The organism is Streptomyces sp. NPDC052101 (assembly GCF_040680235.1).
GTDB lineage: Bacteria > Actinomycetota > Actinomycetes > Streptomycetales > Streptomycetaceae > Streptomyces.
Genome location: NZ_JBFAWH010000018.1, coordinates 25,732 through 52,605, shown reverse-complemented (window position 1 = coordinate 52,605; position 26,874 = coordinate 25,732). Strand labels below are relative to the sequence as shown.

The 26,874-nt window shown below is 71.2% G+C and carries 26 protein-coding genes; 7 read left to right on the top strand and 19 right to left on the bottom strand.

Features of this window, described 5'->3' with window-relative positions:
• Complete coding sequence (locus AB0L75_RS28820) at positions 1-1,761, bottom strand: FAD/NAD(P)-binding protein (protein WP_365186432.1); 1,761 nt, start codon at positions 1,759-1,761, stop codon at positions 1-3.
• 435 nt (positions 1,762-2,196) lie between these two features.
• Positions 2,197-3,378: a DUF5685 family protein gene (locus AB0L75_RS28815; protein ID WP_365186430.1), complete on the bottom strand. Its 1,182-nt coding sequence runs from the start codon at positions 3,376-3,378 to the stop codon at positions 2,197-2,199.
• A 267-nt stretch (positions 3,379-3,645) separates the two neighbouring features.
• Here AB0L75_RS28815 and AB0L75_RS28810 point away from each other — a divergent pair, with 267 nt between their 5' ends.
• Positions 3,646-4,083 (top strand): cell division protein SepF, encoded by a 438-nt coding sequence (locus tag AB0L75_RS28810; protein ID WP_365186428.1) that lies wholly within the window; start codon positions 3,646-3,648, stop codon positions 4,081-4,083.
• 36 nt (positions 4,084-4,119) lie between these two features.
• Here AB0L75_RS28810 and AB0L75_RS28805 read toward each other — a convergent pair whose 3' ends face one another.
• Together AB0L75_RS28805 and AB0L75_RS28800 are read right to left on the bottom strand one after the other, a co-directional pair.
• Entirely contained in the window at positions 4,120-5,358 is a 1,239-nt protein-coding gene (locus AB0L75_RS28805) for an acyl-CoA dehydrogenase family protein (protein WP_365186425.1), read from the bottom strand.
• A gap of 99 nt (positions 5,359-5,457) precedes the next feature.
• Positions 5,458-7,065, bottom strand: coding sequence for an MFS transporter (locus AB0L75_RS28800; protein WP_365186423.1), 1,608 nt, complete (start codon positions 7,063-7,065; stop codon positions 5,458-5,460).
• 259 nt (positions 7,066-7,324) lie between these two features.
• Between AB0L75_RS28800 and AB0L75_RS28795 the strand changes: the two genes are divergently transcribed.
• Both AB0L75_RS28795 and AB0L75_RS28790 read left to right on the top strand, forming a co-directional pair.
• Positions 7,325-8,599: a glycosyltransferase family 39 protein gene (locus AB0L75_RS28795; protein ID WP_365186420.1), complete on the top strand. Its 1,275-nt coding sequence runs from the start codon at positions 7,325-7,327 to the stop codon at positions 8,597-8,599.
• 237 nt (positions 8,600-8,836) lie between these two features.
• Positions 8,837-9,862 (top strand): phosphatase PAP2 family protein, encoded by a 1,026-nt coding sequence (locus tag AB0L75_RS28790; RefSeq protein WP_365186418.1) that lies wholly within the window; start codon positions 8,837-8,839, stop codon positions 9,860-9,862.
• Between the two features lie 133 nt (positions 9,863-9,995).
• Here AB0L75_RS28790 and AB0L75_RS28785 read toward each other — a convergent pair whose 3' ends face one another.
• Complete coding sequence (locus tag AB0L75_RS28785) at positions 9,996-10,211, bottom strand: I78 family peptidase inhibitor (RefSeq protein WP_365186415.1); 216 nt, start codon at positions 10,209-10,211, stop codon at positions 9,996-9,998.
• Positions 10,212-10,639: 428 nt separating this feature from the next.
• Positions 10,640-11,353 carry a transglycosylase family protein gene (locus AB0L75_RS28780; protein ID WP_365186412.1) on the bottom strand — a complete coding sequence of 238 codons (714 nt, stop codon included), beginning with the start codon at positions 11,351-11,353 and terminating at the stop codon, positions 10,640-10,642.
• Between the two features lie 539 nt (positions 11,354-11,892).
• On the opposite strand from AB0L75_RS28780, the gene AB0L75_RS28775 reads away from it, so the two are divergent.
• Both AB0L75_RS28775 and AB0L75_RS28770 read left to right on the top strand, forming a co-directional pair.
• Positions 11,893-12,684, top strand: coding sequence for a hypothetical protein (locus AB0L75_RS28775; protein ID WP_365186409.1), 792 nt, complete (start codon positions 11,893-11,895; stop codon positions 12,682-12,684).
• Positions 12,685-12,822: 138 nt separating this feature from the next.
• On the top strand, positions 12,823-13,221 hold the full coding sequence (locus AB0L75_RS28770) for a hypothetical protein (protein ID WP_365186407.1): 399 nt from the start codon (positions 12,823-12,825) through the stop codon (positions 13,219-13,221).
• Between the two features lie 68 nt (positions 13,222-13,289).
• Here the strand turns inward: AB0L75_RS28770 and der are convergent, their stop codons facing one another.
• The 5 genes from der to aroH all read right to left on the bottom strand — a co-directional run bounded on the left by der (position 13,290) and on the right by aroH (position 17,762).
• Complete coding sequence (der, locus tag AB0L75_RS28765) at positions 13,290-14,771, bottom strand: ribosome biogenesis GTPase Der (protein WP_365186404.1); 1,482 nt, start codon at positions 14,769-14,771, stop codon at positions 13,290-13,292.
• An 82-nt stretch (positions 14,772-14,853) separates the two neighbouring features.
• Positions 14,854-15,561 (bottom strand): lysophospholipid acyltransferase family protein, encoded by a 708-nt coding sequence (locus tag AB0L75_RS28760; protein ID WP_365186401.1) that lies wholly within the window; start codon positions 15,559-15,561, stop codon positions 14,854-14,856.
• Complete coding sequence (gene cmk, locus AB0L75_RS28755) at positions 15,519-16,214, bottom strand: (d)CMP kinase (protein ID WP_365186398.1); 696 nt, start codon at positions 16,212-16,214, stop codon at positions 15,519-15,521. The genes AB0L75_RS28760 and cmk overlap by 43 nt, the downstream gene beginning before the upstream one ends.
• 103 nt (positions 16,215-16,317) lie before the next feature.
• On the bottom strand, positions 16,318-17,403 hold the full coding sequence (locus AB0L75_RS28750; protein ID WP_365186395.1) for a prephenate dehydrogenase: 1,086 nt from the start codon (positions 17,401-17,403) through the stop codon (positions 16,318-16,320).
• On the bottom strand, positions 17,400-17,762 hold the full coding sequence (gene aroH / locus AB0L75_RS28745; RefSeq protein ID WP_365186392.1) for a chorismate mutase: 363 nt from the start codon (positions 17,760-17,762) through the stop codon (positions 17,400-17,402). The genes AB0L75_RS28750 and aroH overlap by 4 nt, the downstream gene beginning before the upstream one ends.
• Before the next feature lie 145 nt (positions 17,763-17,907).
• Between aroH and AB0L75_RS28740 the strand changes: the two genes are divergently transcribed.
• Together AB0L75_RS28740 and AB0L75_RS28735 are read left to right on the top strand one after the other, a co-directional pair.
• On the top strand, positions 17,908-18,294 hold the full coding sequence (locus AB0L75_RS28740; protein WP_365186390.1) for a Rieske (2Fe-2S) protein: 387 nt from the start codon (positions 17,908-17,910) through the stop codon (positions 18,292-18,294).
• Between the two features lie 22 nt (positions 18,295-18,316).
• On the top strand, positions 18,317-19,060 hold the full coding sequence (locus tag AB0L75_RS28735; protein WP_365186387.1) for a nucleotidyltransferase domain-containing protein: 744 nt from the start codon (positions 18,317-18,319) through the stop codon (positions 19,058-19,060).
• On the opposite strand, the gene AB0L75_RS28730 is transcribed toward AB0L75_RS28735, so the two are convergent.
• The 8 genes from AB0L75_RS28730 to ald form a co-directional block, all read right to left on the bottom strand.
• Positions 18,986-19,729, bottom strand: a complete 744-nt coding sequence (locus AB0L75_RS28730) for a nucleotidyltransferase domain-containing protein (protein WP_365186384.1) — start codon at positions 19,727-19,729, stop codon at positions 18,986-18,988. The genes AB0L75_RS28735 and AB0L75_RS28730 overlap by 75 nt on opposite strands.
• A gap of 4 nt (positions 19,730-19,733) precedes the next feature.
• Entirely contained in the window at positions 19,734-20,741 is a 1,008-nt protein-coding gene (locus AB0L75_RS28725; RefSeq protein WP_365186381.1) for an ADP-ribosylglycohydrolase family protein, read from the bottom strand.
• Positions 20,742-20,809: 68 nt separating this feature from the next.
• Positions 20,810-21,871, bottom strand: a complete 1,062-nt coding sequence (locus AB0L75_RS28720; protein WP_365186378.1) for a pseudouridine synthase — start codon at positions 21,869-21,871, stop codon at positions 20,810-20,812.
• A 12-nt stretch (positions 21,872-21,883) separates the two neighbouring features.
• A complete protein-coding gene (gene scpB / locus AB0L75_RS28715) occupies positions 21,884-22,531 on the bottom strand; it encodes an SMC-Scp complex subunit ScpB (protein WP_365186375.1) in 648 nt (215 codons plus the stop codon).
• Positions 22,528-23,574, bottom strand: a complete 1,047-nt coding sequence (locus AB0L75_RS28710) for a segregation/condensation protein A (RefSeq protein WP_365186372.1) — start codon at positions 23,572-23,574, stop codon at positions 22,528-22,530. The genes scpB and AB0L75_RS28710 overlap by 4 nt, the downstream gene beginning before the upstream one ends.
• Before the next feature lie 18 nt (positions 23,575-23,592).
• Complete coding sequence (locus AB0L75_RS28705) at positions 23,593-24,141, bottom strand: hypothetical protein (protein WP_365186369.1); 549 nt, start codon at positions 24,139-24,141, stop codon at positions 23,593-23,595.
• On the bottom strand, positions 24,126-25,259 hold the full coding sequence (locus AB0L75_RS28700; protein ID WP_365186367.1) for a ParA family protein: 1,134 nt from the start codon (positions 25,257-25,259) through the stop codon (positions 24,126-24,128). The genes AB0L75_RS28705 and AB0L75_RS28700 overlap by 16 nt, the downstream gene beginning before the upstream one ends.
• Before the next feature lie 379 nt (positions 25,260-25,638).
• Positions 25,639-26,754 carry an alanine dehydrogenase gene (gene ald / locus AB0L75_RS28695; RefSeq protein ID WP_365186364.1) on the bottom strand — a complete coding sequence of 372 codons (1,116 nt, stop codon included), beginning with the start codon at positions 26,752-26,754 and terminating at the stop codon, positions 25,639-25,641.
• Positions 26,755-26,874: the final 120 nt, after the last annotated feature.

The window sequence follows — 26,874 nt, the reverse complement described above, 5'->3', positions numbered from 1 at the left end:
TCATCGCGCGAGTTCCTTTACGGGTGTCGTACTGAGGAAGGCCAGCACCGCACGGGCGGTCGCGTCGTTCTGCCGGAACGCGGCCCCTCCGGTGCGCGGCCGGGTGAAGGCGCCGGGGGTACGGGCGTCGGTGAAGGGGCCGAGCGCGAAGCGCCGCGGATGCGGCCGTCCGGCGCCGTCGAGGATCCGGCCGTCGGCGGGATCGGTGCGGAGCAGTCCGTCGGGGGTCTCGGCGGCGCCGTCGGCGTGCAGTTCGCGCAGCAGGCTGTCGCGGGCCCGGCCGACGGCGGGTTCGGGCAGCCGGGCCTCGACCAGCGCCCGGGCCTCGACCGAGAAGCCCGGCACGGTGGGACTGGCGGCCCGGAACACCCCGTTCTCGGCGCTGACGGTCATGTCGGCGCCGACGAACCGGAGCAGGCCGGCCCGGGACAGCGCGAGCATCTGCCGCAGCCGGGGTCCGGGCGGCCCGGACGCCAGATAGCTGAAGAAGCCGTGCCACCGGGGGCCGGTGTTCCCGAGCCGCACGAGCTGCCCGTAGACGGAGAGCAGCCCGAGGAAGACACCCAGATCCGCACTGTGGGAAGGATCGTGACGGCGGTTCAGGTCCGCCTCGACATAGCCGCGCAGGCTCTCCTGGAACGCTTCGTGCGAGGTGTGGCGGACGCCGTCCAGCGGGTGGTCGAGCGCGGCGAGGTCGAGGCGGTCGGCCGGGTCGGGTACGGCGGCGGCGATGAGCGCGCGCAGCTCGGCGGGGTCGTCCGCGGCCGCGTACTTCTCCTCGAAGTCGGCCCAGGCCATCGCCGTACGTCCGGCGTGGGCGGTGAACAGCCGGTGGTAGTGGGCGAAGCCCAGCTCCTTCTCCACCAGCGGCCACACATCGCGCCGGAAGTCGAGGCGGTCCGGTCTCGCCAGCAGGGCCTCGATCTCGGGCGGCCCGAGGAAGCGGGGCAGCGGGGGCCGGTCGCCGGTCCAGCCGTAGCCGATCTTCGAGTGGTACGGCACTCCGCGCCGCGAGCCGACGTAGAGCACCGGCTCCTGCCCGGAGGACAGATAGGTGCCGTCCTCGTACCGCCCGCCGCGGCCCTCGGTGAGCAGCACCATCAGGTCGACGAAGGCCAGCCCGAAGCCCCGTACGAGCACGGGTTCGCCGGGCCGCAGCGCGGACAGGTCGCTGTCGGCGGTGAAGTCGGGCGGCAGGTGCACCAGGCCGTGTGCGCGGGCGTGGGCGGCCAATGCGGCTTGTTCCGCGTCGAGTTCGGCGTCGAGGTGGCCGAGGGCGAGGATCACCAGGTCGGCGAGGAGGGGGCGTGGGCGGTCCTCCAGCCACACCTGCTGGCGGCCTTCGCGCGGGCCGCTGACCCGCAGCGCGCGCCGGGCGTGGTGGTGGACGGTGATGCCCCCGGGCAGCTCGGCCAGCGCGCGCTCGTACACATGGCGCAGATAGCGGCCCTGGAGCCGCCGGTCGGCGAAGGTGCTGCCGTCCAGGCCGGCCCACTCGTGCAGGGTGGGCCCCTCGCGCACCGGGCCGGCCATGGTCACCGTCTCGTCGGTGAACATGGTGACGTCCTCGGCGTGCGAGTTCATCCACAGCAGGGGCGACTGCTCCTGGCGCCAGATGCGGCCGCCGCCCGGCGGATGCGGGTCGACCAGATGGATGTCGAGGCCCGAACCGGCGTACAGCTCGGGCGCGTTGGCGGCGATGCGTTCCAGCAGTCCGGTAGCCCGCGGCCCGGCTCCCACGATCACCAGCTGCGGCCTCACCGGGCGCTCCCCGGGATGACCTGGTGGGAACGACCGGCTGTTCTGGATGTCGGATGGCATGCGAAGGCTCCGTGACGCGAGAGTCAGGTCGGTGCCTTCACACGGACGCGCCGTGCGGCGCGGATACGGCCGAGCCCCTCAGCAGGGCCGTCCACCGAGAGTACGTGGGCGTTTCCCGCACCTGTCAAGGCTGTCCGAACTGTGAGCCGTACGTCTCACGTCAGTTGACGCCACACCGGATGCCTGTTCCACTTGCCCCATGCATCCACAGCAGTGGCTGGTCACCCGCTCCCACATCGACTTCGGTCGCGTGTGGTCCTGTTCCTGTTGAGCTGACCCCCTGCGTGTGCCTGCCCTCCGGGCGGGCGTGCCCGCGTTCTCCCTCCTTTTCCTCGCCTTCACACGCGCGCCCCTCCCCTCCCTTTCATGCTTCTGTCACAGCCCGCAGTCACAGCCGGAGCAGCATTCACAGCACTCGCAGCACTCACAGACCTGGCAGCACGACAGGTCGCAGTCGCAGTCGCAGTTGGCGCAGCACCCCTCGCGCCTCTTCCGCGACCAGGGTCCCTCGAACTCGTCGGCGCAGCACACCTTGCAGGTGCAGCACAGACCGAGCGCGGCCGCGCAACCGGCCCAGAAGCCCCGCTTGTCCGGGCGCGGCGGCTGCCCGCCGAAGGGATCGCCGTACGGGTGCCCGGGAGCCTGGGGCACGTGGTGTCCCGGCGGCGGTCCGAAGGAGGCCTCGGGTGTGTGTCCGCACGACGAAGTGCCGAACGCCCGGTCCACGGAACGCTCCAGCTCGTGCACGAGCAGCAGATGGACGAGCTTGCCGTCGGCGAACTCGGCCTCGCGCAGGGCGAGCCGGATGCCGTGCACGGCGTCGTCGGCGAGCCGGCGGACCTCGGTCCTGGACGTGCCCGTGGCGGTGAGCGGGTTCCAGGCGCCCGCCAACACGTCGGTGTGCTGGTCCTCCACGGCGTCCAGCAGATGCGCGAGCCGCCCGAAGAGCCGTCCGGCCTCGGCGAGCGGCTGGGCGTTGCCCGGCCGTCCGGCCAGCATCGCGGTGTGGGCGAAGGCGGCGGCGGTCGCGGTCTCGGTCGGCTCGGTGACGGCAAGGATCGGCGTACCGGGTCCGGCGAGGCTCTCCAGGCCGAGTTGCCGGTCCACGGCCTCGACGAGGACAGCGGTGTCGAAGCCGATCGCGGCGCCGCCGCGGGCGCCGGCTCTGCCCCAGCCCGCGGCGAGGCGACGCGCGGCGGCAGCGACCGGTTCGCGGGCCAGCAGCCCGTCCCCGTCGGCGACATGGTCGCGGACCTTCGCCGCGGCGAGTACCAGCGAGACGGCGGCGGCCAGTCGCGCGCCCTCGCCCCGGGCGACCGACGCGGTGCGCATCCCACGCAGCGCGCACGGCCCGGCCGTACGGCGGCCGTCGGCGGTCGGGCCCGTCTGAGCATCCGTCAGAACCGAGAGCAGAAGGCCGTCATAGTTGGTCACGATCCGCGCGAACTGCCCGTGATCGCGGCGCAGTGCGAGACAGAGCCCGCACAAATGCGCCATCCACTCGGCCTTGAGACGTTCACCGAGCCGATGAGAGCACGGTCTGACGATTCCGAACACGACGATCCCCCGTGGTGTGGTACGACGTTGGCGTTCACCCGTACGCGCTGGGCATCACCCGTCCGCCGCCGACAATCATATTTCACTCTCAGTCAGCAGCCGTACGAGTCCGCACCCTTGGGACACAAGGACTCTCGACGGATCGGTTGTGCACCAGTACCGTCACAAACCCCCCGCGCGGCGTCTATCCACTTGGCGCGCCGTCCGCATCATGGATGACCATAGGGATGCGGAAAGCAAGAAGGACCGGTGTGAGAGGAGGCGTCCATGGGATCGGTACGCAAGGCGAGTGCGTGGCTCGGCCTCGTCGACGACAACGATGACGAGCGTTACTACGACGACGAGTACTCCGAGGGCTCCGAGTCCGGGGACGCCTGGGTCACGGACCCCCGGGTGAAGGTGGCCACGGACACGGCCGAGGAGAAGGGCCGCCGGATCGGCACGGTCACTCCGGACAGCTTCCGGGACGCCCGCGCCATCGGCGAGCTGTTCCGGGACGGCGTCCCGGTCATCATGAACCTCACGGCGATGGAGCCCGCCGACGCCAAGCGCGTGGTGGACTTCGCCGCGGGGCTCATCTTCGGTCTGCGCGGCTCGATCGACCGCGTCTCCAACCGGGTGTTCCTGCTGACGCCCGCCGACACGGAGATCATCAGCGGTGAGGCGTCCGGCCACCGCGACGACGGCTTCTTCAACCAGAGCTGAGGCAGGGCCGCTCGCCGGCCCTGCCTCCCCGCAGGCTCACCGGAAGGCGTCGAGCCCGGTGAGCGCCTTGCCCAGCACGAGCTGGTGCATCTCGACGGTGCCCTCGTAGGTGAGCACCGACTCCAGGTTGGTCGCGTGCCGCATCACGGGGTATTCCAGGGAGATCCCGTTGGCACCGAGGATCGTCCGTGCCGTACGGCAGATCTCGATCGCCTCGCGGACGTTGTTGAGCTTGCCGAAGCTGACCTGCTCGGGACGCAGGCGGCCGGCGTCCATCCGCCGCCCCAGATGGTGGGCGAGCAGAATGCCCTTGTGCAGTTCGACCGCCATGTCGGCGAGCTTGGCCTGGGTGAGCTGGAAGCCGCCGATGGGCCGCCCGAACTGCTCCCGCGACTTCGCGTAGTCCAGCGCCGCCTCGAAGCTGCTGCGCGCCGCGCCCATCGCGCCCCAGACGATGCCGTACCGGGCGTGGGACAGACAGCTGAGCGGGCCGCGCAGTCCGGTGACCTCCGGGAGTACGGCGCTGGCCGGCAGGCGTACGTCGTCCAGGACGAGTTCGCTGGTGACGGAAGCGCGCAGGGACCACTTGTGCTTGATCTCGGGCGCCGAGAAGCCGGGGCTGTCGGTGGGGACGGCAAAGCCGCGGATGCCGTCCTCGGTCTGCGCCCAGACCACGGCCACCCCGGCCACCGACCCGTTGGTGATCCACATCTTGCGGCCGCTGAGCACCCAGTCGGTGCCGTCGCGCTTGGCGTGGGTGCGCATGGCGGCGGGGTCGGAGCCGTGGTCGGGCTCGGTCAGTCCGAAGCAGCCGATCACCTCGCCGGCCGCCATGCGCGGCAGCCACTGCTGCTTCTGCTCCTCGCTGCCGAACCGGTGGATCGCGTACATGGCGAGGGAGCCCTGCACGGAGACCAGGGACCGGATGCCGGAGTCCGCCGCCTCCAGCTCCAGGCAGGCCAGGCCGTACTGCACGGCGCTCGCCCCCGCACAGCCGTATCCGCTGAGCGACATGCCGAGCGCCCCGATCCCGCCCAGCTCCCTGGCCAGCTCGCGGATGCCGGGCAGCTCCCCCTTCTCGTACCACTCGGCGATGTGGGGCAGCACCCGGTCCGCCGCCCAGGCCCGCACGGTGTCCCGCACGGCCAGGTCTTCCGGCTCCAGCAGGTCGTCGATCCCGAGCGGGTCGGCGGGATCGAAGGGTGGCACCTTCGCTGACACCTTCGCAGGCACCTCCGCTGGCACCTTCGCAGGCAACTTCGAGGACGCGGACATGGGACACCCTCCGGCACACGGGAACGCGGCGAAAACTAGCACCGCTAGTCACATTTTTGCCGCCGACGTTACGGTGCGCTGTCCCGCACGTCCAGTACGTCAGGCCGTTACGCGGGCCTCCGCCACATCCCGCGGCGCGGGCAGCTCCACCGCAGCCACGGGCTCCGCGCACTGCATGACCCGCGGCAGCCGCAGCGCCATCACCGCGCCCAGCAGCAACAGCACCGCACTCACCAGCAGCGTCACATGCAGCCCGTGCACGAAGGAGTCCCGCGCGGCCCGGCGCAGCGCCGCCCCGGCGGGTCCGCCGAGGCGTCCGGCGACGTCGTAGGCCTCGCCGAGCGAGTGCCCCGCCGCGTCCGAGGCCTGTCGCGGCACGCCCGGCACCGCGCGCAGACCGGGGGTGTAGGCCGCGTTCATCACACTGCCGAGCAGTGCTATGCCGATGCCCGCGCCGAGCTGGTACGACGTCTCGCCGATCGCCGCCGCGCCGCCCGCCTGCGCGGCCGGGGCCTCGCTGAGCATCGACTCGTAGGCCCCGAACAGCGTGGTCTCCAGGCCGAAGCCGAGCAGCACGAAACCGGACAGCAGCAGCGGCGCGTTGTCGGTGCCGCCCATCGCGGTGAGCGTCAGGACCGCGGCGGCGGTGAGGAAGAAGCCGACGCACACCATCCGGCGCGGCCCGAAGCGGCGCAGCATCCGCGCGCCCGCCAGGCCCGCCGCCATCGCCGCGATGGTCAGGGGCAGCAGCCTGAGGCCGGTCTGCAGCGGGGAGAGTCCGAGCACCAGCTGCAGATACTGGGCGGCGATCAGCTCCAGTCCGACGAGCGCGAGCATCGCCAGCACGATGCAGCCCACCGAGGTGCTGAACGCGGGCCGGCCGAACATCCGCAGGTCCACCAGCGGATGCGGGTGCCGCCGCTGCCGCCGTACAAAGAGGATGAGGAGGGCCGTGCCGGTCAGCAGCGGCAGCGCGGTGAAGGGGCCGGCCGAGGCCGCTGTGCCGCCCAGCTGCTTCACCCCGAGGACGACACCGAAGAGACCGCCGGCCGCCAGCAGGGCGCCGACCACGTCCCAGGGGACGCTGCGGTCGCCGCGGGACTCGGGCAGCAGGATCCGGCCGACCGGCAGGCTGACCAGCATCAGCGGGATGTTGACGAGGAAGACCGCGCCCCACCAGAAGTGCTCCAGCAGGAAGCCGCCGAGCAGCGGGCCGACGGCCGCGCCGACGGCGGCCACCGCGCTCCAGATGCCGATGGCGAGCGCGCGCTCGCGCCGGTCGGGGAAGACCTGGCGCAGGATCGACAGGGTCGCCGGCATGATCATGGCGCCGCCCACGCCGAGCAGGGCGCGGGCGAGGATCAGCGCGGGGGCCGTCGGCGCGAAGGCGGCCATGGCGGAGGCGACGCCGAACAGGCCGTAGCCGAGCAGCAGGACGCGCCGGCGGCCGATGCGGTCGCCGAGGGTGCCGAAGAGGATCAGCAGCGAGGCGCAGACCAGCGGATAGACGTCGACGATCCAGAGCAGTTCTATGGCGCCGGGCTTGAGGTCCTCGGTGACGGCGGGTACCGCCACATGCAGCACGGTCGCGTCGAGCGCGACCAGCAGCAGGCTGACGCAGAGGACGACGAGGACGACCCAGCGGTTGGTACCGGCCCCGGCCGCCCGACGGCGCTGCCGAACGGCAGCCGTGGTCGTCCCGGACATGTACGTACCTCCCAGATGTGCCGCGCGCGGGGCGGACCGACGGGGTGGGGACTCCCTGTCGTACGGCCGGAGAGGAGCGGGGTCTCCGGCCCGCGCAAACCCACGCGGGTGACTCGTCAGCGTACGCGAGTTCGCCTCGGGGACACGTGGCGGACCTCTCACACGCAGGACCGAACCCGTGTGGCGTACGCCACAGCGCTCTCCCTCGACCACGCCCCGGCGGCCGGTCCGGTTCCACCGCCGGTCGATAATCGAGTCCGTGACCGATCTTGAAACGCGCGCGGCTCCACCCCGCGCCCCGCTGCCGCGCCGGGCGGCCCCGGCCCTCCTGGGCTATGCGGCGGTCCGCGCCCTGGGGCTGGTCGTGCTGGCGGTGTGGAGCGCCGCGCGCGGCAAGAGCGCGTACACCTTGCTGACCGCGCGCTGGGACTCGCTCTGGTACACCCGGGTCGCCGGGCCGGGGTACGGCTACGAGGTACGGCTGCCGAACGGCGACGTGCACTCCGACCTGGCGTTCTTCCCGCTGCTGCCCTGGCTGGAGCGGGCGCTGCACGCGGTGACGCCGCTGTCGTACGCGGACGCCGGTTTCGTCGTCAGCCTGCTCGCCTCGCTCGCCGCGGCCTGCGGGATCTTCGCGGTCGCCGACCGGGTGTACGGCCCCCGCGCCGGGATCTGCGCCGTACTGCTGTGGGCCGTGCTGCCGGTCGGGATCGTGCAGTCGATGGCGTACAGCGAGTCGCTGTTCACGGCACTGGCGGCCTGGTCGCTGTACGCACTGCTGACCGGCCGATGGGTCTGCGCCGGCACGCTGGCCGCACTGGCGGGGCTGACCCGGCCGGTCGGGGCGGCGGTCGTCGCGGCGGTGTGGGTGGCGGGCGTGCTCTCGTTCGTGCGAGACAGAAGCACGTCGCGTACGCCCGGCGCGCGGGAAACCGAGGGCGCCATCTCTCACGCCCCCTCCACCTCCTTCACAACTCCCGCCACCCCCGCACCATCCGTCACCTCTCACACCACCCCCGCACCACCCGCCGCCCCCCGCGCACGGGTGGCCCTCGGCATGGTCATCGCGCCGCTCGGGGCCGCCGGCTATGTGCTCTGGGTCGGACGGCGGACCGGGCGGGGGCTGTTCGGTTACCTGGACGTGCAGGCCGGATGGCGCAACGGTTTCGACGGGGGTTACGCATTCGCACGCTTCGTGGCCGACAAGTTCACGTCATTTCCGGCCGCTCTCGCCGGGGTCAGCCTGATCGTCGGGGTCGCCCTGCTGCTGTGGCTGTACGTGATCGGCATCCGCCGGCGCCAGCCGGTGGAACTCCTGGTGTACACGGGTGTCGTCCTCGCGCTCGCCCTGTGCGCGTCGAGCTACTTCGGCTCCAAGCCGCGGCTGCTGATGCCCGCCTTCCCGGTACTGTTCCCGCTCGCCTGCTCCCTCGCCCGGCTGCGTACGAGCCGATCCGTGCTGGTCATCGCCGTGTTGGCGATCGGCTCGGCGATCTACGGCGCGTTCTGGCTGAACGGTTCCGGTCCTCCATGATCAACATCGACGGCCGATGACGCACCGGAAAAATCCGTGCCAGGGCCGGGTTAACGCATTCATAAGCCCCATATAAACAACGCCCGGCATGATCAAAGGAATTGAACGGAACGGCCTCGCGAGATTGCGGAATCCCTGGAATTCGGACCGCCCTTGAGAGGTTTGCCACATCACATCGTCATCACAAAGACGCTGTTTCGACGGGGTTCACAGCTCACTCGCTGTAACGTCGATTGGGTGCGTACCGAACGAAACCTCACCCGGCGTCTGGACCGGGTGTTCGCCAGACTCGACCGTGAGCCGGAACGACCGGCCCACATCGATGTGCCAAGGATGAGCCGCCACCGGGTCGTTCTCTTCACCGCGACCCTGGCTTTCTACCTGGCGATCGTGTGGGCCGTGGTGATCACGTCCTGGCTGGTCCGGCTCGACTGGCAGGTCATGTTCTTCCGGCCGTACCAGCAGTGGCCGCAGATCCACGCCTTCCTCGACTACTACGTGGTGCTCGGCCAGCGCGGCCCCACCGCCGTGATGGTCGCGGCCTGGCTCGGCTGGCGCTCCTGGCGGCAGCACACCCTGCGTCCGCTGCTCACCCTGGCCGCCTCCCTGCTCCTGCTGAACATCACGGTCGGCGCCGCCAAACTCGGGATGGGGCGCCTCGGTCCGCACTACGCGACCGTGATCGGCTCGAACGAGATGGGCCTGGGCGGCGATATATTCCCCAGCGGCCACACCGCCAACGCGGTCGTGACCTGGGGCATCCTGGCCTATCTGGCCTCCACCCCGAGAGCGCGCCGCTGGCTGTCGGCGCTGTCCGCGATCACGGCGCTGGGCGTCGGCCTCACCACCGTCTACCTCGGTACGCACTGGCTGAGCGACGTGCTGCTGGGCTGGGCCGCGGGCCTGCTGATCCTGCTCGCCCTGCCGTGGTTCGAACCGCTGATCGCGAGGGCCGAGACCGCGCTGTTCGATCTGCGCGACCGCTTCCGCGCCCGCCGTGGCCGGCCCGTGCCGGAACCGGCCGTCCCGGTCACACCGGTGGTGCTCAGGCCGCGCGGCGCACCCGCCGAGCAGACGACCCCGGCGCGCGAGCCCGTCGCCACGACGCGCGCCTCCCGGGGGATGGCGCATCTGGCCCCGGGACCGCACACGGCCCGTTCGGAGCGCACCCCGGTCACCCCGGCGGGCAGCCGCCGCCCGCCGCACGCCGACCGCCTCCCGCGCGGCACCGCCCAGCCGGCCCGCCCCCTGACCGGCGGCTGACGGCTCGCACGGCGGGGTCCGGTACGCACACCACCCTTGCGGCACAGGCGAAGGCCCCGCTCCCCGTCGACCGGGAGCGGGGCCTTCGCCGTCCCTGGGACGGGCCTCGCGGGGCGACCGGCCGGCGCGGCGGTCAGCCTTTCCAGGCGCGGGCCACCCGGCCGTCGCGCACCTCGAAGTTCAGCCGCCCCGTCCGGTACTCCATGGTGATGATCGCGTCCGGTGGCAGCGACCGTACCGTCGACCAGCCTCGCTGCCGGGCGAGCCGCTCGGCGTTCGCGGCGTCGAGGCCGACGTACCCGTCCGGACTGTCCTGGGGCTCCGCTGGCGGAGTGGGAATCGGTGCCATGCCGCCACGCTAGGCGGCAACCGGCGGTGGCGGAAGCCGGGGCGCGGCCGGGTAAGAGTCGTATCCGACTACGGTCACACTTCTGTCACAGCTCCCGGGCCGCGTTCCCTTCGAACTCCGTCACACGTACGGGGGTTTCCGTTGGGCTCGCCGGAGGAATCCAACGGAATTCACGGGCCCCGGATCACTCCTTCTCATTACCCGGCGGAAAGGGCCGGAACGGGGATCCGGGCGGGACCCGGGAATCAGGATTCCCCGCCCAATCCGGTGCCACGCCAGGGCAGCTGACGCCGCATGGGAATTTCACGTATTCCACACATGCCCGCCGGAGCGGCGGTCCGGAACCGGGCTCATCGGGATGCGCGGGGACGCGGACAGCCGCTGCCCTCGGCGGGGACAGCGGCTGTCGTGGGCGGACCGGGCGGGGCTCAGAGCGCGAGGCGCTGGCCGGGCACGATCAGGTTCGGGTCGTCGCCGATGACCTTCTTGTTAGCGGCGTAGATCCGCTGCCAGGTGGTTCCGTGGCGGGCCGCGATGGCGCTCAGGGTGTCGCCCTCGCGCACGGTGTAGTCACCGCGGGCGTCGCCGCCGCGGCCGGTGTGGACCGCCGGGCGTTCCGACGTCCTCGCCGGGGCGGAATGCGTCGAAGCGGACGTCGTCGGGGCGGACTCGGCCGGGGCTGACTTCGTCGTCGCGCCGCCGTTCGAGGCCGTCGTGCCGGAGGAACCGGTGTGGTTCGCCGCGGGGGCGGCGCCATAGGCTCCGGCGCGGCCCGAGCAGACCGGCCAGGCGCCCCAGCCCTGGGCCTGCTGGACCCTGGTGGCGACGGCGATCTGCGCGCTCCTGGAGGCCTGGTCGGCCGTCGGGGCGTAGGCGGAGCCGCCGTACGCGCGCCAGGTGCCGGCGGAGAACTGGAGCCCGCCGTAGTAGCCGTTGCCGGTGTTGATGTGCCAGTTGCCGCCGCTCTCGCACTGGGCGATGCGGTCCCACACCCCGTTGTCCGCCGCTGCGGCGTTGCCGGTGACGGCCAGCAGTCCCAGCGGGGCCAGCAGGGCGGCTCCGGCGAGCGCGGCCGTCGTACGGCCCTTGCGGGCGCCGTCGGGACGGGCGGTGTTGCGGGTGGTATCGGCACACTCGGACATGTAATTCCCTCTCCACGAACCCGGGTTCCCCCAGGCGGCGCACGCCTCGTCGCGCAGGAGCGCGGTTCGCCGTGCCCGCCCCGTCCGCCGTGCCGGTGCCGGCGTTGCTGCTCTGCCGGTGCCGGACGGTGGTCGTACCCGAGCGGTGCTCGTTGCACACGGCGGAGGAATGTAGGGAGGACGAGCGGCTGGAATCAACCAACTCCCTGTCATTCGAGGCCAGTTGCCTGTTACCGAGGGTATCGGCGATTTTCGGCCACCCACTACATCCGATAATTTTCGGATTTGTCGACCAGCCACCGAGGCCACCTGTGAGCCACTTCACCTCTTCAAGTTCCTTGACTTGGCAACGAGTTGACCGTGAGTAGCGGATTCCGCACATGATGTGACCGAGTGCGCTGATTGGTTCGAACCGGTTGTCCTCGGGGCGTGACCCCCACCACAGGACGTCCGTTGTCTTCTTCATGAGCCCGGAACCCCGGGACTCATCGGCCGGGAGCCACCCGGCCGACCCAGCAGCGCATCCCGAGGGAGCCACCGTGCCGCGCATGCTCGACGTCAGTGACGCCGTACGCGCCGAGATCGGCGACGAAGAAGCCGACCGGCTGCTCGCCGGAGAGAACGCACCGGGCAGCTACGACTGCACCTCCTGCCGCACCCCGGGCGACTCCGAGCAGGAGCGCACCAGCACCGTACTGTTCGTCGGCGACGAGACCGCCGTGCTCGCCTTCGCCCATGCCAGCTGCCTGCCCTCGCAGGTCGTCCAGGTCACCGAGGAGCAGCTGCGGGGCGCCGTCCGGTCCATCGGCGGTGTGGCCGGCGGCGCCGTCGCGGGCGCGTCACAGCAGACCACGCCCGAGCAGGCGGTGCTCGGCGTGACCAGCGGACTCGTGCTGATCGAGGGCGAGTTGCACCCCGCGCTCGTCGTCGAGCCGACCTCGGCGATCGTGCGCCCCGGCTCCACCGGGTCGGGTGACGACTTCCTTCCACTCCTCATCGAGCAGGGGTTCATGCCGGTGACCGAGCTGGCGTCCGTGCCGCCGGTGCTGCACGGCTGGTCGGTGCTGCTCGCCATGGGGCAGCTGCATGCGGTGCTGCAGCCCTCGGCGGGCGGCGGGCAGCCGGTCGCCTGGTGGCAGGCGCATCAGCCGCTGCAGGTGACGGACGGCTGGCGGGCCGCCGCGAACAAGCACCAGCAGGTGCTGATGTTCGCGGCGCCGGTGGGGTCGATCGGACGGCAGCCGCGGGAGGACCTGCTGCGGGGGTCTCTCGACAAGGCGGCCGCGGCCGGGAAGCTGGTCGGGGCGGCGCTTCCTCTCGCGGGTACGTGACCTTCGCGCCCAGGGGGGCGCGGGGCTACTGCACAAGGGCGGCCGCGGGCGCGTTGCTGCTTGTCACGCAGTCCCCCGCGCCCCTAAAGGCATGTCGCAGGACCGCATCTCTTTAAGGGTGCCGTCGTTTGCACATACGTGCACGGATACGACACTCCTCCCCGCCGGTCATTGTTCTCCCCCATCCCGTCCGCGCGGACGGGGCAGGAAGGGGCTGGTGGGGCCTCGGCCACGCCGATCTACGACATGCTCTACGCGGAGTGGGTCAAGGCCTTCCGCACGCTGCCGGGCGACCGGAGCGGAGAGGAGGGGCTGAGGTTCAGCCCGTTCGGTCAGCTTCCGGACCGCACGGGCTCCTACGGCGGCCCCCGCGCGGGGTCGTTCAGCAGCTCGTACAGCGCCTACAGCGCGGGGGCGTACAGCGCGCGGCAGCAGTCGCAGTGGCAGCGGATCGGCACACTGGGGCGGCAGCACGAGGACACCGGGATGCACCACGTTCCGGCGGCGCTGCCTCCCGGACCGCGCCGGGGCATGTGACCGGCGAACGGTGAAGGGCGGCCCCTGGACCGGTATCTCCAGGGGCCGCCCTTCACGTCGTACCGCCGTTACTTCTTCTTCGTGCCGCGCTTCTCGCGCACCCGCACCGAGATATGGATCGGGGTGCCATCGAAGCCGAACTCCTCGCGCAGCCGGCGCTCGATGAAGCGGCGGTAGCCCGCCTCGATGAAGCCGGAGGCGAAGAGGACGAACCGCGGGGGCTTGGTGCCGGCCTGGGTGCCGAACAGGATGCGCGGCTGCTTGCCGCCCCGGATGGGGTGCGGGTGGGCGGAGACCAGCTCACCGAGGAAGGCGTTCAGCCGGCCGGTGGGGACGCGGGTCTCCCAGCCGGCGAGGGCGGTCTCGATGGCCGGGACCAGCTTCTCCATGTGACGGCCGGTGTACGCCGAGACGTTCACCCGCGGGGCCCACGCCACCTGGCCCAGCTCGGTCTCGATCTCCCGCTCCAGGTAGTAGCGGCGCTCCTCGTCGAGGGTGTCCCACTTGTTGAAGGCGAGGACCACCGCTCGGCCCGCCTCGACGGCCATGGTGACGATCCGCTGGTCCTGGACCGAGATGTTCTCGGACGCGTCGATCAGGATGACCGCCACCTCGGCCTTCTCCACCGCGGCGGCCGTGCGCAGCGAAGCGTAGTAGTCGGCGCCCTGCTGGAGGTGGACCCGCTTGCGGATACCGGCGGTGTCGACGAACTTCCAGGTGACACCGCCGAGTTCGATCAGCTCGTCGACCGGGTCGCGGGTGGTGCCCGCCAGTTCGTTGACGACGACGCGCTCCTCGCCCGCGACCTTGTTCAGCAGGGAGGACTTGCCGACGTTCGGGCGGCCGATCAGCGCGATGCGGCGCGGGCCGCCGACGGCGGTGCCGAAGGTCTGCGCGGGCGCGTTCGGCAGGACCTCCAGGACGGCGTCCAGCATGTCGCCGGTGCCGCGGCCGTGCAGGGCGGAGACGGGGTGCGGCTCGCCGAGGCCGAGGTTCCACAGGTAGGCCGCGTCGGCCTCGCCGCTCGGGCCGTCGACCTTGTTGGCGCACAGCACGACCGGCTTGCCGGCCTTGCGCAGCAGCCGTACGACCGCCTCGTCGGTGTCGGTGGCGCCGACCTTGGCGTCCACGACGAAGACGACCGCGTCGGCCGCCTCGATCGCGTACTCGGCCTGGGCGGCCACGGAGGCGTCGATGCCGAGGACGTCCTGCTCCCAGCCGCCGGTGTCGACGACCTTGAAACGGCGGCCGGCCCACTCGGCCTCGTAGGTGACACGGTCGCGGGTGACGCCGGGCTTGTCCTCGACGACCGCCTCGCGGCGGCCGATCATCCGGTTCACCAGGGTCGACTTGCCGACATTGGGGCGGCCGACGACGGCGAGCACGGGCAGCGGACCATGGCCCGCCGCCTCGATGGCGCCCTCGACGTCCTCGATGTCGAAGCCCTCTTCCGCGGCAAGCTCCATGAACTCCGCGTACTCGGCGTCGCCGAGTGCCCCGTGGTCGTACTCGTGCTCAGCCGAGTCGCCGGGCTGGATGTCGTCGTTCATGAAGTCCGTACCTCGTCGTTCATTCGTGGTGGTCGGTGAATCGGCCCGGTTTCTCCCGGCTGATCCACTACTCATGTGGAGCCTAGCGCCCGGTCAGGCGCCTGGCGTTTTCCAGGTGGCTGGTGAGCTGCTTCTGGATGCGCTCGGTCGCCTCGTCCAGCGCCGTGCGCGTACGCCGCCCGGTTCCGTCGCCCGCGTCGAAGGGGTCGCCGAAGACGACGTCGACCCGGGAGCGCAGCGGGGGCAGCGCCTTTATCAACCGTCCCGGAACCTCGGAACTTCCCAGTACGGCGATGGGCACGATCGGCGCCCCGCTGCGTACCGCGAAGTAGGCGAGCCCGGCGCGCAGCGAGGCGAAGTCGCCCTCGCCGCGGGTGCCCTCCGGGAAGATACCCAGCACTCCCCCGGCCTCCAGCACACCGAGGGCCCGGGTGATGGCCGTGCGGTCGGCGGTGGCGCGGTCCACCTTCAGCTGGCCGATGCCGGTCAGAAAGGGGTCCAGGGGGCCGGTGAAGGCTTCCTTCTTGATCAGGAAGTGCGTCGGCCGGGGTGCCACGCCCATGACCATCGGGCCGTCGATGTTGTGGGAGTGGTTCACGGCGAAGATCACCGGACCGGTGGCGGGCACCTTCCGGGCGCCGAGCACGCGCGGCTTCCACAGCCCGTACATCAGGCCGACGCCGATGCGCCGGCCGACCTCGGCGCCCCGCAGCGAAGGGAGCTTCTCCGCAGGAGCTGACGGACGGCTCACTTCCCCGCCCGCTTCTCCTCGACCAGGGTGACGACGCACTCGATGACCTGGGCGAGGGTGAGGTCGGTGGTGTCCACCTCGACCGCGTCGCCGGCCTTGGCGAGCGGCGAGGTCTTGCGGCTGGAGTCGGCCGTGTCCCGCTTGATCAGCGCCTCGCGGGTGGCGTGGATGTCGGCGCCCTTCAGCTCGCCGCTGCGGCGGGCCGCGCGGGCCTCCGGGGAGGCGGTGAGGAAGATCTTCAGGTCGGCGTCCGGGAGGACGGTCGTACCGATGTCCCGGCCCTCGACCACGATGCCGTACTCCGCGCCGGCGGCGATCGAGCGCTGCAGCTCGGTGATCAGGGTGCGCACCTCGGGCACCGCGCTGACGGCGCTGACCTTGGAGGTGACTTCCTGGGTGCGGATCGGGCCGGCCACGTCGACACCGTCGACCACGATGGTCGGGTGCGCCGGGTCGGTGCCGGAGACGATCTCCGGCTTGCCCGCGACGGCGGCGATGGCGGTCGGGTCCTCCAGGTCGATGCCGTTGTTCACCATCCACCAGGTGATCGCCCGGTACTGGGCGCCGGTGTCCAGGTAGCTGAGGCCGAGCTGCGCGGCCACGGCCTTCGACGTGCTCGACTTGCCCGTGCCGGAGGGGCCGTCGATCGCGACGATCACGGGCTGGGCGGTCAAGGCGGCGCCGTTTTCCACGGAGGGACACCTTCCTGGTGCGGTGCGGGCGGGTAGGGGGAGCGAGAGCGCCCCGCACAAGGTTACTGGGTGCGGGTCACTCGTCCGGACGCATGCGGCCCCCTCACTGCCGCAGCGCCCAGCCCCGGTCCCGCAGCGCCTCCTTCAGCACCGGTGCCGCCTTGGGCTCCACGCTGAGCTGGACCAGGCCGGCCTGCTGCCCGGTCGCGTGCTCGATGCGCACGTCCTCGATGTTGACCCCGGCCCGTCCGGCGTCCGCGAAGATGCGGGCCAGCTGGCCGGGCTGGTCGTCGATGAGGACGACGACGGTCTCGTACGCACGCGGCGCGCTGCCGTGCTTGCCGGGCACCCGCACCTGGCCCGCGTTGCCGCGGCGCAGCATGTCCTCGACGCCGGCGGTGCCCTGCTGCCGCTTGGCCTCGTCGGAGGACTGCAGGGCGCGCAGGGCCTCGACGGTCTCGCCCAGGTCGGCGGCGACGTCGGAGAGCAGGTCGGCGACCGGGCCCGGGTTCGCGGACAGGATGTCGATCCACATGCGCGGATCGGAGGCGGCGATCCGGGTCACGTCCCGGATGCCCTGCCCGCACAGCCGTACGGCGGCTTCCTCCGCGTGCTCCAGGCGCGCGGCGACCATGCTGGACACCAGGTGGGGCATGTGGGAGACGAGGGCGACGGCGCGGTCGTGGGCGTCGGCGTCCATGACGACCGGCACGGCACGGCAGTGCGAGACCAGCTCCAGGGCGAGGTTGAGCACCTCGGTGTCGGTGTCCCGGGTCGGGGTGAGCACCCAGGGGCGGCCCTCGAAGAGGTCGGCTGTCGCGGCCAGCGGGCCGGACTTCTCACGGCCGGACATGGGGTGGGTGCCGATGTACGACGACAGGTCCAGGCCGAGCGCCTCCAGCTCGCGGCGGGGGCCGCCCTTGACGCTGGCCACGTCGACATAGCCGCGGGCCAGGCCGCGGCGCAGGGCGTCGGCAAGCACGCCGGCCACATGTGCGGGCGGGGCGGCCACGATCGCGAGGTCGACGGGGCCCTCGGGGGCCTCGTCGGTGCCGGCGCCCAGCGCGGCGGCCGTACGGGCCTGCTGGGGGTCATGGTCGGCGAGGTGGACGGTGACGCCGCGCCGGACGAGGGCCAGGGCGGCGGAGGTGCCGATGAGGCCGGTGCCGATGACGAGTGCGGTTCTCACTGGGCGATGTCCTTGCGCAGGGCGGCCGCGGCGCCCAGGTAGACGTGGTTGATGTCGTCGCGGGACCGGTCCGACTCGATGTGCGCGAGCAGCCGTACGACCCGGGGCATGGCGCCCTCGATGTCCAGTTCCTGGGCGCAGATCAGCGGCACGTCGACGATGCCGAGCTTGCGGGCGGCGGCGGCCGGGAAGTCGCTGTGCAGGTCCGGCGTGGCCGTGAACCAGATGCTGATCAGATCGTCGGTGCCCAGCCCGTTCCGTTCCAGGACCGCGGTGATCAGGGCTCCGACCTGCTCGTCCATGTGCCCGGCCTCGTCCCGCTCCAGTTGGACGGCCCCCCGGACCGCTCGTACCGCCACGGCGCTGCTCCCTGCTGAGATGCGGATCTCTTGTTGGTCCGTCCAGCGTAGTCAGCCAGCGCGCGCAAGGTGCGGTTCGCCCGATCGCTGAGACGATGCGAGGAGTCCGATATCTACCTGTTTCTTTACATATGCGGAGGATGACATGATCGAGGGCGCGACAAGACGCACGGTTCTGGCGACGGGCGCGGCGGCCGTCGCCGCACCCGTCGTGGCGTGTGGCGGCAATGCCGACGGAGACACCGGCGGGGATCTGGGCAAGACCAGCGACATCCCGGAGGGCGGCGGCAAGATCTTCAAGGATCAGAAGGTCGTCGTCACGCAGCCGTCCGAGGGCGACTTCAAGGCCTTCTCGGCGATCTGCACGCACCTGGGCTGCACGGTGAACACGGTCGCGGGCGGCACGATCGACTGCCCGTGTCACGGCAGCAAGTTCCACATCGCCGACGGCTCGGTGGCCCACGGCCCGGCGACCAGGCCGCTCCCCAAGAAGTCGATCACGGTGAAGGGAAATTCGATCCGTCTGGCCTGAGGGGCCCGCGTACGCTCCCGGCATGCAGCCCGAGACCCTGGTACGCGACCACACCGTCTACTCCTGTGTCATGGGTTCGCGGGCCTTCGGTCTGGCGACGGACACGAGCGACACCGACCGGCGGGGTGTGTTCCTCGCCCCCACCGCCCTGTTCTGGCGGTTCGAGAAGCCGCCGACGCATGTGGACGGGCCGGGCGAGGAGCAGTTCTCCTGGGAGCTGGAGCGGTTCTGCGAGCTGGCGCTGCGCGGCAACCCGAACATCCTGGAGTGCCTGCACTCCCCGCTGGTGGAGCGGATCGACGACACCGGCCGGGAGCTGCTGTCCCTGCGCGACGCCTTCCTCTCCCGACGGGCCTACGACACCTTCACCCGCTATGCCCTCGGCCAGCGCAAGAAGCTCGACGCCGACGTCCGTACGACGGGCGCCCCCCGCTGGAAGCACGCCATGCATCTGCTGCGCCTGCTGATGAGCGCCCGCGACCTGCTGCGCACCGGGGAGCTGCGGATCGATGTCGGCGACCGGCGCGAGGCGCTGCTCGCGGTGAAACGGGGCGAGGTCCCGTGGGCCGAGGTCGAGGCGCAGATGGCCCGACTGGGCACGCAGACAGAGCAGGCCCTGCACCACACCCCCCTCCCACCCCAGCCGGACCACACCCGAGTCGCCGACTTCCTCCACCGCACACGCCGAAACTCAGCCCAGCAGACGCACACGTATCACGAAGTCGTGCAAGGCGTCGTACGCGCCGGGGGCGTCGGGCAGGGGTGAGGCGGACTGGGCCTCGTCCAGCACGGCGTGCAGGCGCTCCACATCGGCCTCCACGCGCGCGTGCGGGACATCGGCGGCGCCGTGCTCCCGCTCGCCCTTGGCGGCTATCAGCTCCGGCAGATAGCCGGGGGCGTCGATCTGCTCCAGGAGGGTGGGCAGATGGGCCTGGACCTCGCCGCTGCGCATGAGGTGGATGCCGGTGAGCAGGACCCGGAACGTGTAGAGCAGCGGCTTGAGTTCGCCGGTCTTCTCGAACAGCCGCCACTGGGTCACCGCGAACCCCCGGTAGTGGTGGGCGTGGTGGCTCGTGAGGACGCCGGGGGCGAGCGCGGCCAGCTCGCGGTGTGTGTCACCGGTGTGCACGACCAGCGGCGAGAGCAGCTGCTCCAGCACATAGCCGTTGCGGCGCAGCATCAGCCGCACGAACTTGCGCAGATCGTGGGTGACGAGGTCCAGCTCGACGCCGTAGCGGACCCAGGTGCGCGAGCGGGTCTCCTCCGGCTCGCGCAGCCCGACGAGATCGGCCGCCGGGAGCAGATGGACGCCCCGCAGGTCCACGTCCGAGTCCTGCGAGGGGAAGCCGTACAGATGGGCTCCGGAGACGGTCGCGAACAGCAGCGGGTCGGGCTGTTCGGCGACCACGGGGGCGAGGTCGAGGTCTTCGATCATGGTCCTAAGCGTCCCAGAGGGCTCCCAGGGCCAAAAGGTCGCCTCGGTACTCGATGCGCTCGGCCCAGTCCGCCGGCCAGGCCTCCGCGCCCAGCCAGGCGCCCGCGAAGGCGCCGGTGAGGCAGGCGATGGAGTCGGAGTCTCCGGAGGAGCAGGCGGCCCGGCGCAGCGCGGTGACGGGCTCGTCGGGGAAGAGCAGGAAGCACAGCAGACCGGTGGCGAGCGCCTGCTCGGCGATCCAGCCCGCGCCGGTGGCCAGGCACGGGTCGGTCTCCGGGGAAACGGTCCGCACGGCCTGCTGGAGGCGGTCCAGGACCTCCAGGCACTCGTCCCAGCCGCGCGCGATGAAGTGCTCGGGGCTGGGGTCCTGGGAGCGGGTCCACAGGTCGCCGAGCCAGGTGTGGTCGTACCGGGTGCGGTGGTCGAGGGCGTACGAGCGCAGCCGGCCGACGAGGCCCGCCGGGTCGGTGCCCTGGGCGAGCAGGTGGACGGCGTGCGCGGTGAGGTCGGAGGCCGCGAGCGCGGTGGGGTGGCCGTGGGTGAGGGCGGACTGCAACTGGGCGGCGCCGGAGCGCTGTTCGTCGCTCAGGCCGGGCGCGAGCCCGATGGGGGCGACCCGCATGTTGGCACCGCAGCCCTTGGAGCCGATCTGGCTGGCGTCCTGCCAGGCCCGGCCGTCCTCCTTCAGAAGGCCGCACGCGGTCAGGCAGGTGTTGCCCGGGGCGCGGTTGTTCTCCGGCGAGTCGTACCAGTCCACGAACTCCTCGCGCAGCGGCCGCTCCAGCCGCTTCGGGGCGAGGAACCCGCGGTCCATGGCCGTCCTGAGCGCCCGCCCGAGGGCGAGGGTCATCTGGGTGTCGTCGGAGACGAAGGCGCGCCGCGGCAGCTCCATCTCCCGCCAGGGCCCGCACTTGGCGAGGATCGAGGGCACGTCGTTGAACTCGGTCGGGAAGCCGAGGGCGTCTCCGAGGGCGAGGCCCAGGAGCGCTCCGGTGGCCGCGTGCTTCGGCATCAGATCACCATCCCCCTTTATCGTCACCGTGACAATAAAGGGGGATGGTGATCAGGCGCAAGCGGCGGTCAGAGTTCGACTTCCTTCATCAGCATGCCGACCTCGGTGTTGGACAGGCGGCGCAGCCAGCCCGACTTCTGGTCGCCGAGCGTGATGGGGCCGAAGGCGGTGCGGACCAGCTTCTCGACCGGGAAGCCGGCCTCGGCCAGCATGCGCCGCACGATGTGCTTGCGGCCCTCGTGCAGGGTCACCTCGACCAGGTAGTTCTTGCCGGTCTGCTCCACGACCCGGAAGTGGTCCGCGCGCGCGTAGCCGTCCTCCAGCTGGATGCCGTCCTTCAGACGCTTGCCGAGGTCGCGCGGGATCGGGCCGACGATCGCCGCGAGGTAGGTCTTCTTCACGCCGTACTTGGGGTGGGTGAGGCGGTGCGCCAGCTCGCCGTGGTTGGTGAGCAGGATCACGCCCTCGGTCTCGGTGTCCAGCCGGCCCACGTGGAAGAGCCGCGTCTCCCGGTTGGTGACGTAGTCCCCGAGGCACTGCCGCCCCTCCGGGTCCTCCATGGTGGAGACGACACCGGCGGGCTTGTTCAGCGAGAAGAACTGGTACGACTGCGTCGCGACGGTCAGGCCGTCGACCTTGACCTCGTCCTTCTCCGGGTCGACCCGGCGGCCCTGCTCCAGGACGATCTCGCCGTTGATCTCGACCCGCGCCTGCTCGATCAGCTCCTCGCAGGCCCGCCGCGAGCCGTAGCCGGCGCGCGCGAGGACCTTCTGCAGCCGCTCGCCCTCCTGCTCGGCGCCCGGGAAGGTCTTGGGCAGCTTGATGTCCTTCTTGCCCGCGTAGCGCTCCCGGTTGCGCTCCTCGACCCGCGTCTCGTACTCACGCGAGCGCGCGGGGGCCGTACGACCGCCCTGCTGGGGCTTCTTCGGACTGCCCTTGGCGCCGCCGCGCGCCGCGCCGCCGCGCCCGGACTTGGGGCCGTCCGGGGAGGCGCCGGGGCCCACGTCGTAGCGGCGCTCCTCGGGGCGGGGCTTGCGGGGACGGCCCTGCCCCTGCTTCTGGTCCCTGTCGTTGCCGGCACCGCGGTGGTTACCGCGCCCGCCGCTCTTGCCGCTGCCGCTGCTTCGCATCAAAGTTCCGTCTTAGTCGTCCGCGTCCTGACCGCCGGGCGCGTCGGGCGCGTCCGGGTCGAACGACGGGACTCCCTCCTGGGTCTCGGCCTCGATCGCCTCCGCCTCCGGGAGGAAGGGCGCGAGTTCCGGAAGCTCGTCCAGGCCGCGCAGGCCCATCCGCTCCAGGAAGTAGTTCGTCGTCCTGTACAGGATCGCACCTGTTTCGGGTTCCGTGCCCGCCTCCTCGACCAGACCGCGCTGCAGCAGGGTGCGCATCACGCCGTCGCAGTTGACTCCGCGGACGGCGGAGACGCGGCTGCGGCTGACCGGCTGGCGGTAGGCGACGACCGCGAGGGTCTCCAGTGCCGCCTGGGTGAGGCGTGCGGTCTGGCCGTCCAGGACCAGCCGCTCGACGGCGGGCGCGTACTCGGCGCGGCTGTAGAAGCGCCAGCCGCCCGCGACGAACCGCAGCTCGAAGCCGCGGCCCTGCACGGTGTACTCGTCGGCCAGCTCCCGAAGCGCGTCCGCGACCTGCCTCTTCGGCCGCTCCAGCAGCTTCGCCAGGTGCTCCTCGGTCGCGGGCTCGTCGACGACCATGAGCATCGCCTCCAGGGCGGGCTTGAGGTCGAGGCCGGCGACGGCCGCGAGGCCGGCCGGCAGCTCGGTGGTCCCACTCACGGCTTCTTCTCCTCCTTCGGCCGCTCGTCCTTGGGCGGCTCGGGCGGCCGGTCGAACTCGTCGGTGACCATCGGCGCCGTGTCGGCGTCCCCGCCGGTCCAGCGGACCAGCAGCTCCCCGAGCGCGGCCTCCTGCTCCAGGGCGACGGCCTTCTCGCGGTACAGCTCCAGCAGGGCGAGGAAGCGGGCGACGACGGTGAGCGTGTCGTCGGCGTCCTCGATCAGGGCCCGGAAGCTGGCCTCGCCCAGCTCCTTCAGCCGGGCGACCACGATCTGGGCCTGCTCCTGCACGCTGACCAGCGGGGCGTGGATGTGGTCGACGTAGACCTGGGGCTTGGGCCTGGGCTGCATCGCCTTCACAGCGAGCCTGGCGAAGCCCTCGGGGCCGATGCTGATGACGACCTCGGGCAGCAGCTCGGCGTGGTGCGGTTCCAGGCCGACGGTACGGGGCCAGCGGCGGGCCTCGTCGTCCAGGCGCCGGTTGAAGATGTCGGCGATCTGTTTGTACGCGCGGTACTGCAGCAGGCGCGCGAACAGCAGGTCCCGCGCCTCCAGCAGCGCCAGGTCCGCCTCGTCCTCGACCTCGGCGGCGGGCAGCAGCCGGGCCGCCTTCAGATCGAGCAGGGTGGCCGCGACGACGAGGAACTCGGTCGTCTGGTCCAGGTCCCAGTCGGGTCCCATGGCCCGGATGTGCGCCATGAACTCGTCGGTGACCTTCGACAGCGCGACCTCGGTGACGTCCAGCTTGTGCTTGGAGATGAGCTGGAGGAGGAGGTCGAAGGGGCCCTCGAAGTTGGCGAGCCGGACCTTGAAGACGCCGTCGCGGGGCTCTTCGGGTTCTGCGGCTCCGGGCTCGGACTCAGCCGTGGCCACGACCTCAGCCACCGGTTCGCTCTCCGCAGCCACCGGTTCGCTCTCCGCCGGAGCCGGTTCGCTCTCCGCCGGAGGCGAAACCGGCTCGACCCGCACCGCGCCCGGTCCCCGCCCCAGCGCACGCCTGCGGCCGGCACCGGCGCCGGGGACGGGAACGTCGTTCGAGGTCATAGCCCCCGCAGGCTACCCCTACCGGCCCCGCAGCCGGCGGACGAGGATGCTCGCGTCCCCGCGGGACTCCAGGTCGGCCAGGACCACGGCCACCGCCTCACGGACGATCCGCCCGCGGTCCACCGCCAGCCCGTGCTCACCCCGCAGGACGAGACGGGCGTGTTCGAGGTCCATCAGCTCCTCGGCCGACACATACACGGTGATCTTCTCGTCGTGCCGTTCGCGGCCGCTGGGCCGGCGCGCGGCCGCGCGCCCCTTCTTGCGCGGCTGCGCGGCGGCAGAACCTTCCTGCGCCGCCTGCCGGCGGGCCGGGCGGGTGCGGGACTCGCCGGCCTCGGCCGCGTCGGCCTCCGCCGCGACATGCTCCGCGCCCGCTCCGTCACCGCTCTGCACGGGCACGGACTGCGGTGCGTCCTCGGCGGCGGCCACATCGTCGCTCTCCCCTGCGGGAGCCGGCACCCGGGCCTCACCGTTGGCCGCGCGCCGGGGAGTCGACGGCTGGAGTGCCATCCCCCCTGTCGTACGGAAGAGTTCGTCGGCCCCGGGCAGACTCACTCGGCGTGACACCGGGCGAGCACCTCCCTGGCGAGCTGGCGATAGGCGGCGGCACCGACGGAGTTGGAGGCGTAGGTGGTGATGGGCTCACCGGCGACCGTGGTCTCCGGGAAGCGGACCGTGCGGCCGATGACCGTGTGGTAGACGTGGTCGTCGAAGGCCTCGACCACCCGGGCCAGGACCTCGCGGCTGTGGACCGTGCGCGAGTCGTACATCGTGGCGAGGATGCCGTCCAGTTCCAGCTCGGGGTTGAGCCGCTCCTGGACCTTCTCGATGGTCTCGGTCAGCAGGGCCACACCGCGCAGCGCGAAGAACTCGCACTCCAGCGGCACGATCACCTTGTGAGCGGCCGTCAGGGCGTTGACGGTGAGCAGGCCGAGCGAGGGCTGACAGTCGATCACGATGTAGTCGTAGTCGGACATCAGCGGCTTCAGGGCGCGCTGCAGCGTCGACTCGCGGGCGACCTCGGAGACCAGCTGGACCTCGGCGGCCGACAGGTCGATGTTGGAGGGCAGCAGGTCCATGTTGGGGACCGCCGTCTTCAGCAGGACCTCGTCCGCGGACATGCCCCGCTCCATGAGCAGGTTGTAGACCGTCAGATCGAGTTCCATCGGGTTGACACCGAGGCCCACCGACAGCGCGCCCTGCGGGTCGAAGTCCACGAGCAGCACGCGCCGGCCGTACTCCGCGAGCGCGGCACCCAGATTGATGGTCGACGTCGTCTTGCCGACGCCGCCCTTCTGGTTGCACATCGCGATGATCGTCGCGGGGCCGTGGTCGGTCAGCGGGCCCGGGATCGGGAAGTACGGCAGCGGGCGTCCGGTCGGGCCGATGCGCTCGCGGCGCTGGCGGGCCGCGTCGGGCGCGAGCGTGGCCGCGTACTCCGGATCGGGCTCGTACTCGGCGTCGGGGTCGTAGAAGTGCCCCTCGGGCAGTTCGTCGTAGTCGGCGAATTGGTTGTGGGGCGCGCCACTTCCGTCGCCGGCCATGGCGTTCACGTGATGGCCATCCATGCTCTGGTGTGCTGTCCGGGCGGTCTGCGGACCCGGACTCTGGTGGGCTGCGAAGGTGCGCACAGCTACGGAGCCGACAGCCTCGAATCCCGCGGAGCCCTGGCCCCGTACAGGCATTCCTGGTTGACCACCCCCGGGAGAAAATGTCGACTCATTCACAAGTCGTCTTACCTCCTTGGTGACCAGGAAACTTCTAGACAAGGTCAGCGTGGCACCATGCCGACGGTTGGCGACTCTATGGCGTGTCGGCGGTCCGCAGCAACACAATCCGCCGGACCCGGCAGGATGTGTCGGCAATGAAACATCTCGCTGTCAAGGGCGTACGGCCGTCGCACAGCAGGTTTCACCGGTGTACGAATCGGTCGAAGGGTTGCGTTCGAGGCGAGTTGACCAAGAGTCGCCAAGTGACCATACACACATCCGGCCGGACCTTGTCGGGCAAGGTCCGGCCGGGTGCGCGCTGTTGACGAACCGTGTTGACGAATCGCCTTTTGGGTCAGCCGAGCAGGGACTCCAGCTCGACATGGACCAGGCCGTGGGCCTCGGCGACCTCCTTGTAAACCACCTTGCCGTCGTGGGTGTTGAGACCCTTGGCGAGCGAGGCGTCGCGGCGCAGCGCCTCGACCCAGCCGTTGTTGGCGAGGGAGACGATGTAGGGCAGCGTCGCGTTGGTGAGGGCGTTGGTGGAGGTGTTGGGCACCGCGCCGGGCATGTTGGCGACGCAGTAGAAGACCGAGTTGTGCACCGGGAAGGTCGGCTCGGCGTGCGTCGTCGGGTGGGAGTCCTCGAAGCAGCCGCCCTGGTCGATCGCGATGTCGACAAGGACACTGCCGGGCTTCATGCGGGCCACCAGCTCGTTGGTGACCAGCTTCGGGGCCTTGGCGCCCGGGATGAGGACCGCGCCGATGACCAGGTCGGCGTCGAGGACGGCCTTCTCCAGCTCGAAGGAGTTGGACATGATCGCCTTGACCTTCGTACCGAAGATCTTGTCGGCCTCGCGCAGCTTGTTGATGTCGCGGTCGAGCAGGGTCACCTCGAAGCCCATGCCGACGGCGACCTGGGTGGCGTTCCAGCCGGAGACGCCGCCGCCGATGACCACGCACTTGGCCGGGGTCACACCCGGGACGCCGCCCGGCAGTACACCGCGGCCGCCGGCCGCGCGCATCAGGTGGTAGGCGCCGACCTGCGGGGCCAGGCGGCCCGCGACCTCGGACATCGGGGCGAGCAGCGGCAGCGCGCGGCTGGGCAGCTCGACGGTCTCGTAGGCGATGGCCGTGGTGCCGGACTCGACGAGCGCGTCCGTGCACTCCTTGGAGGCGGCCAGGTGCAGGTAGGTGAAGAGGATCTGGTCCTTGCGGAGGCGGTGGTACTCCTCCGCGATGGGCTCCTTGACCTTCAGCAGCAGGTCGGCGGTGGCCCAGACCTCGTCGGCGGTGTCCAGGATCTGGGCACCGGCGGCCACGTACTCGTCGTCCGTGATGGAGGAGCCGACGCCGGCGCCGCGCTCGATGACGACCTGGTGGCCGTTGCGCACCAGCTCGTGCACACCGGCGGGGGTGATGGCCACCCGGAACTCGTTGTTCTTGACCTCGCGGGGGATGCCGACCTTCACGTGGATCACGGTCCTTGGCTCAGAGGGTATGGGGGGTGCATTACATGACATACCCAGGCATGCAGGGCACACCGGGAGACACCGCAGGAGAACGTGCGGCAGAGCCAGTTTAATGAAGGC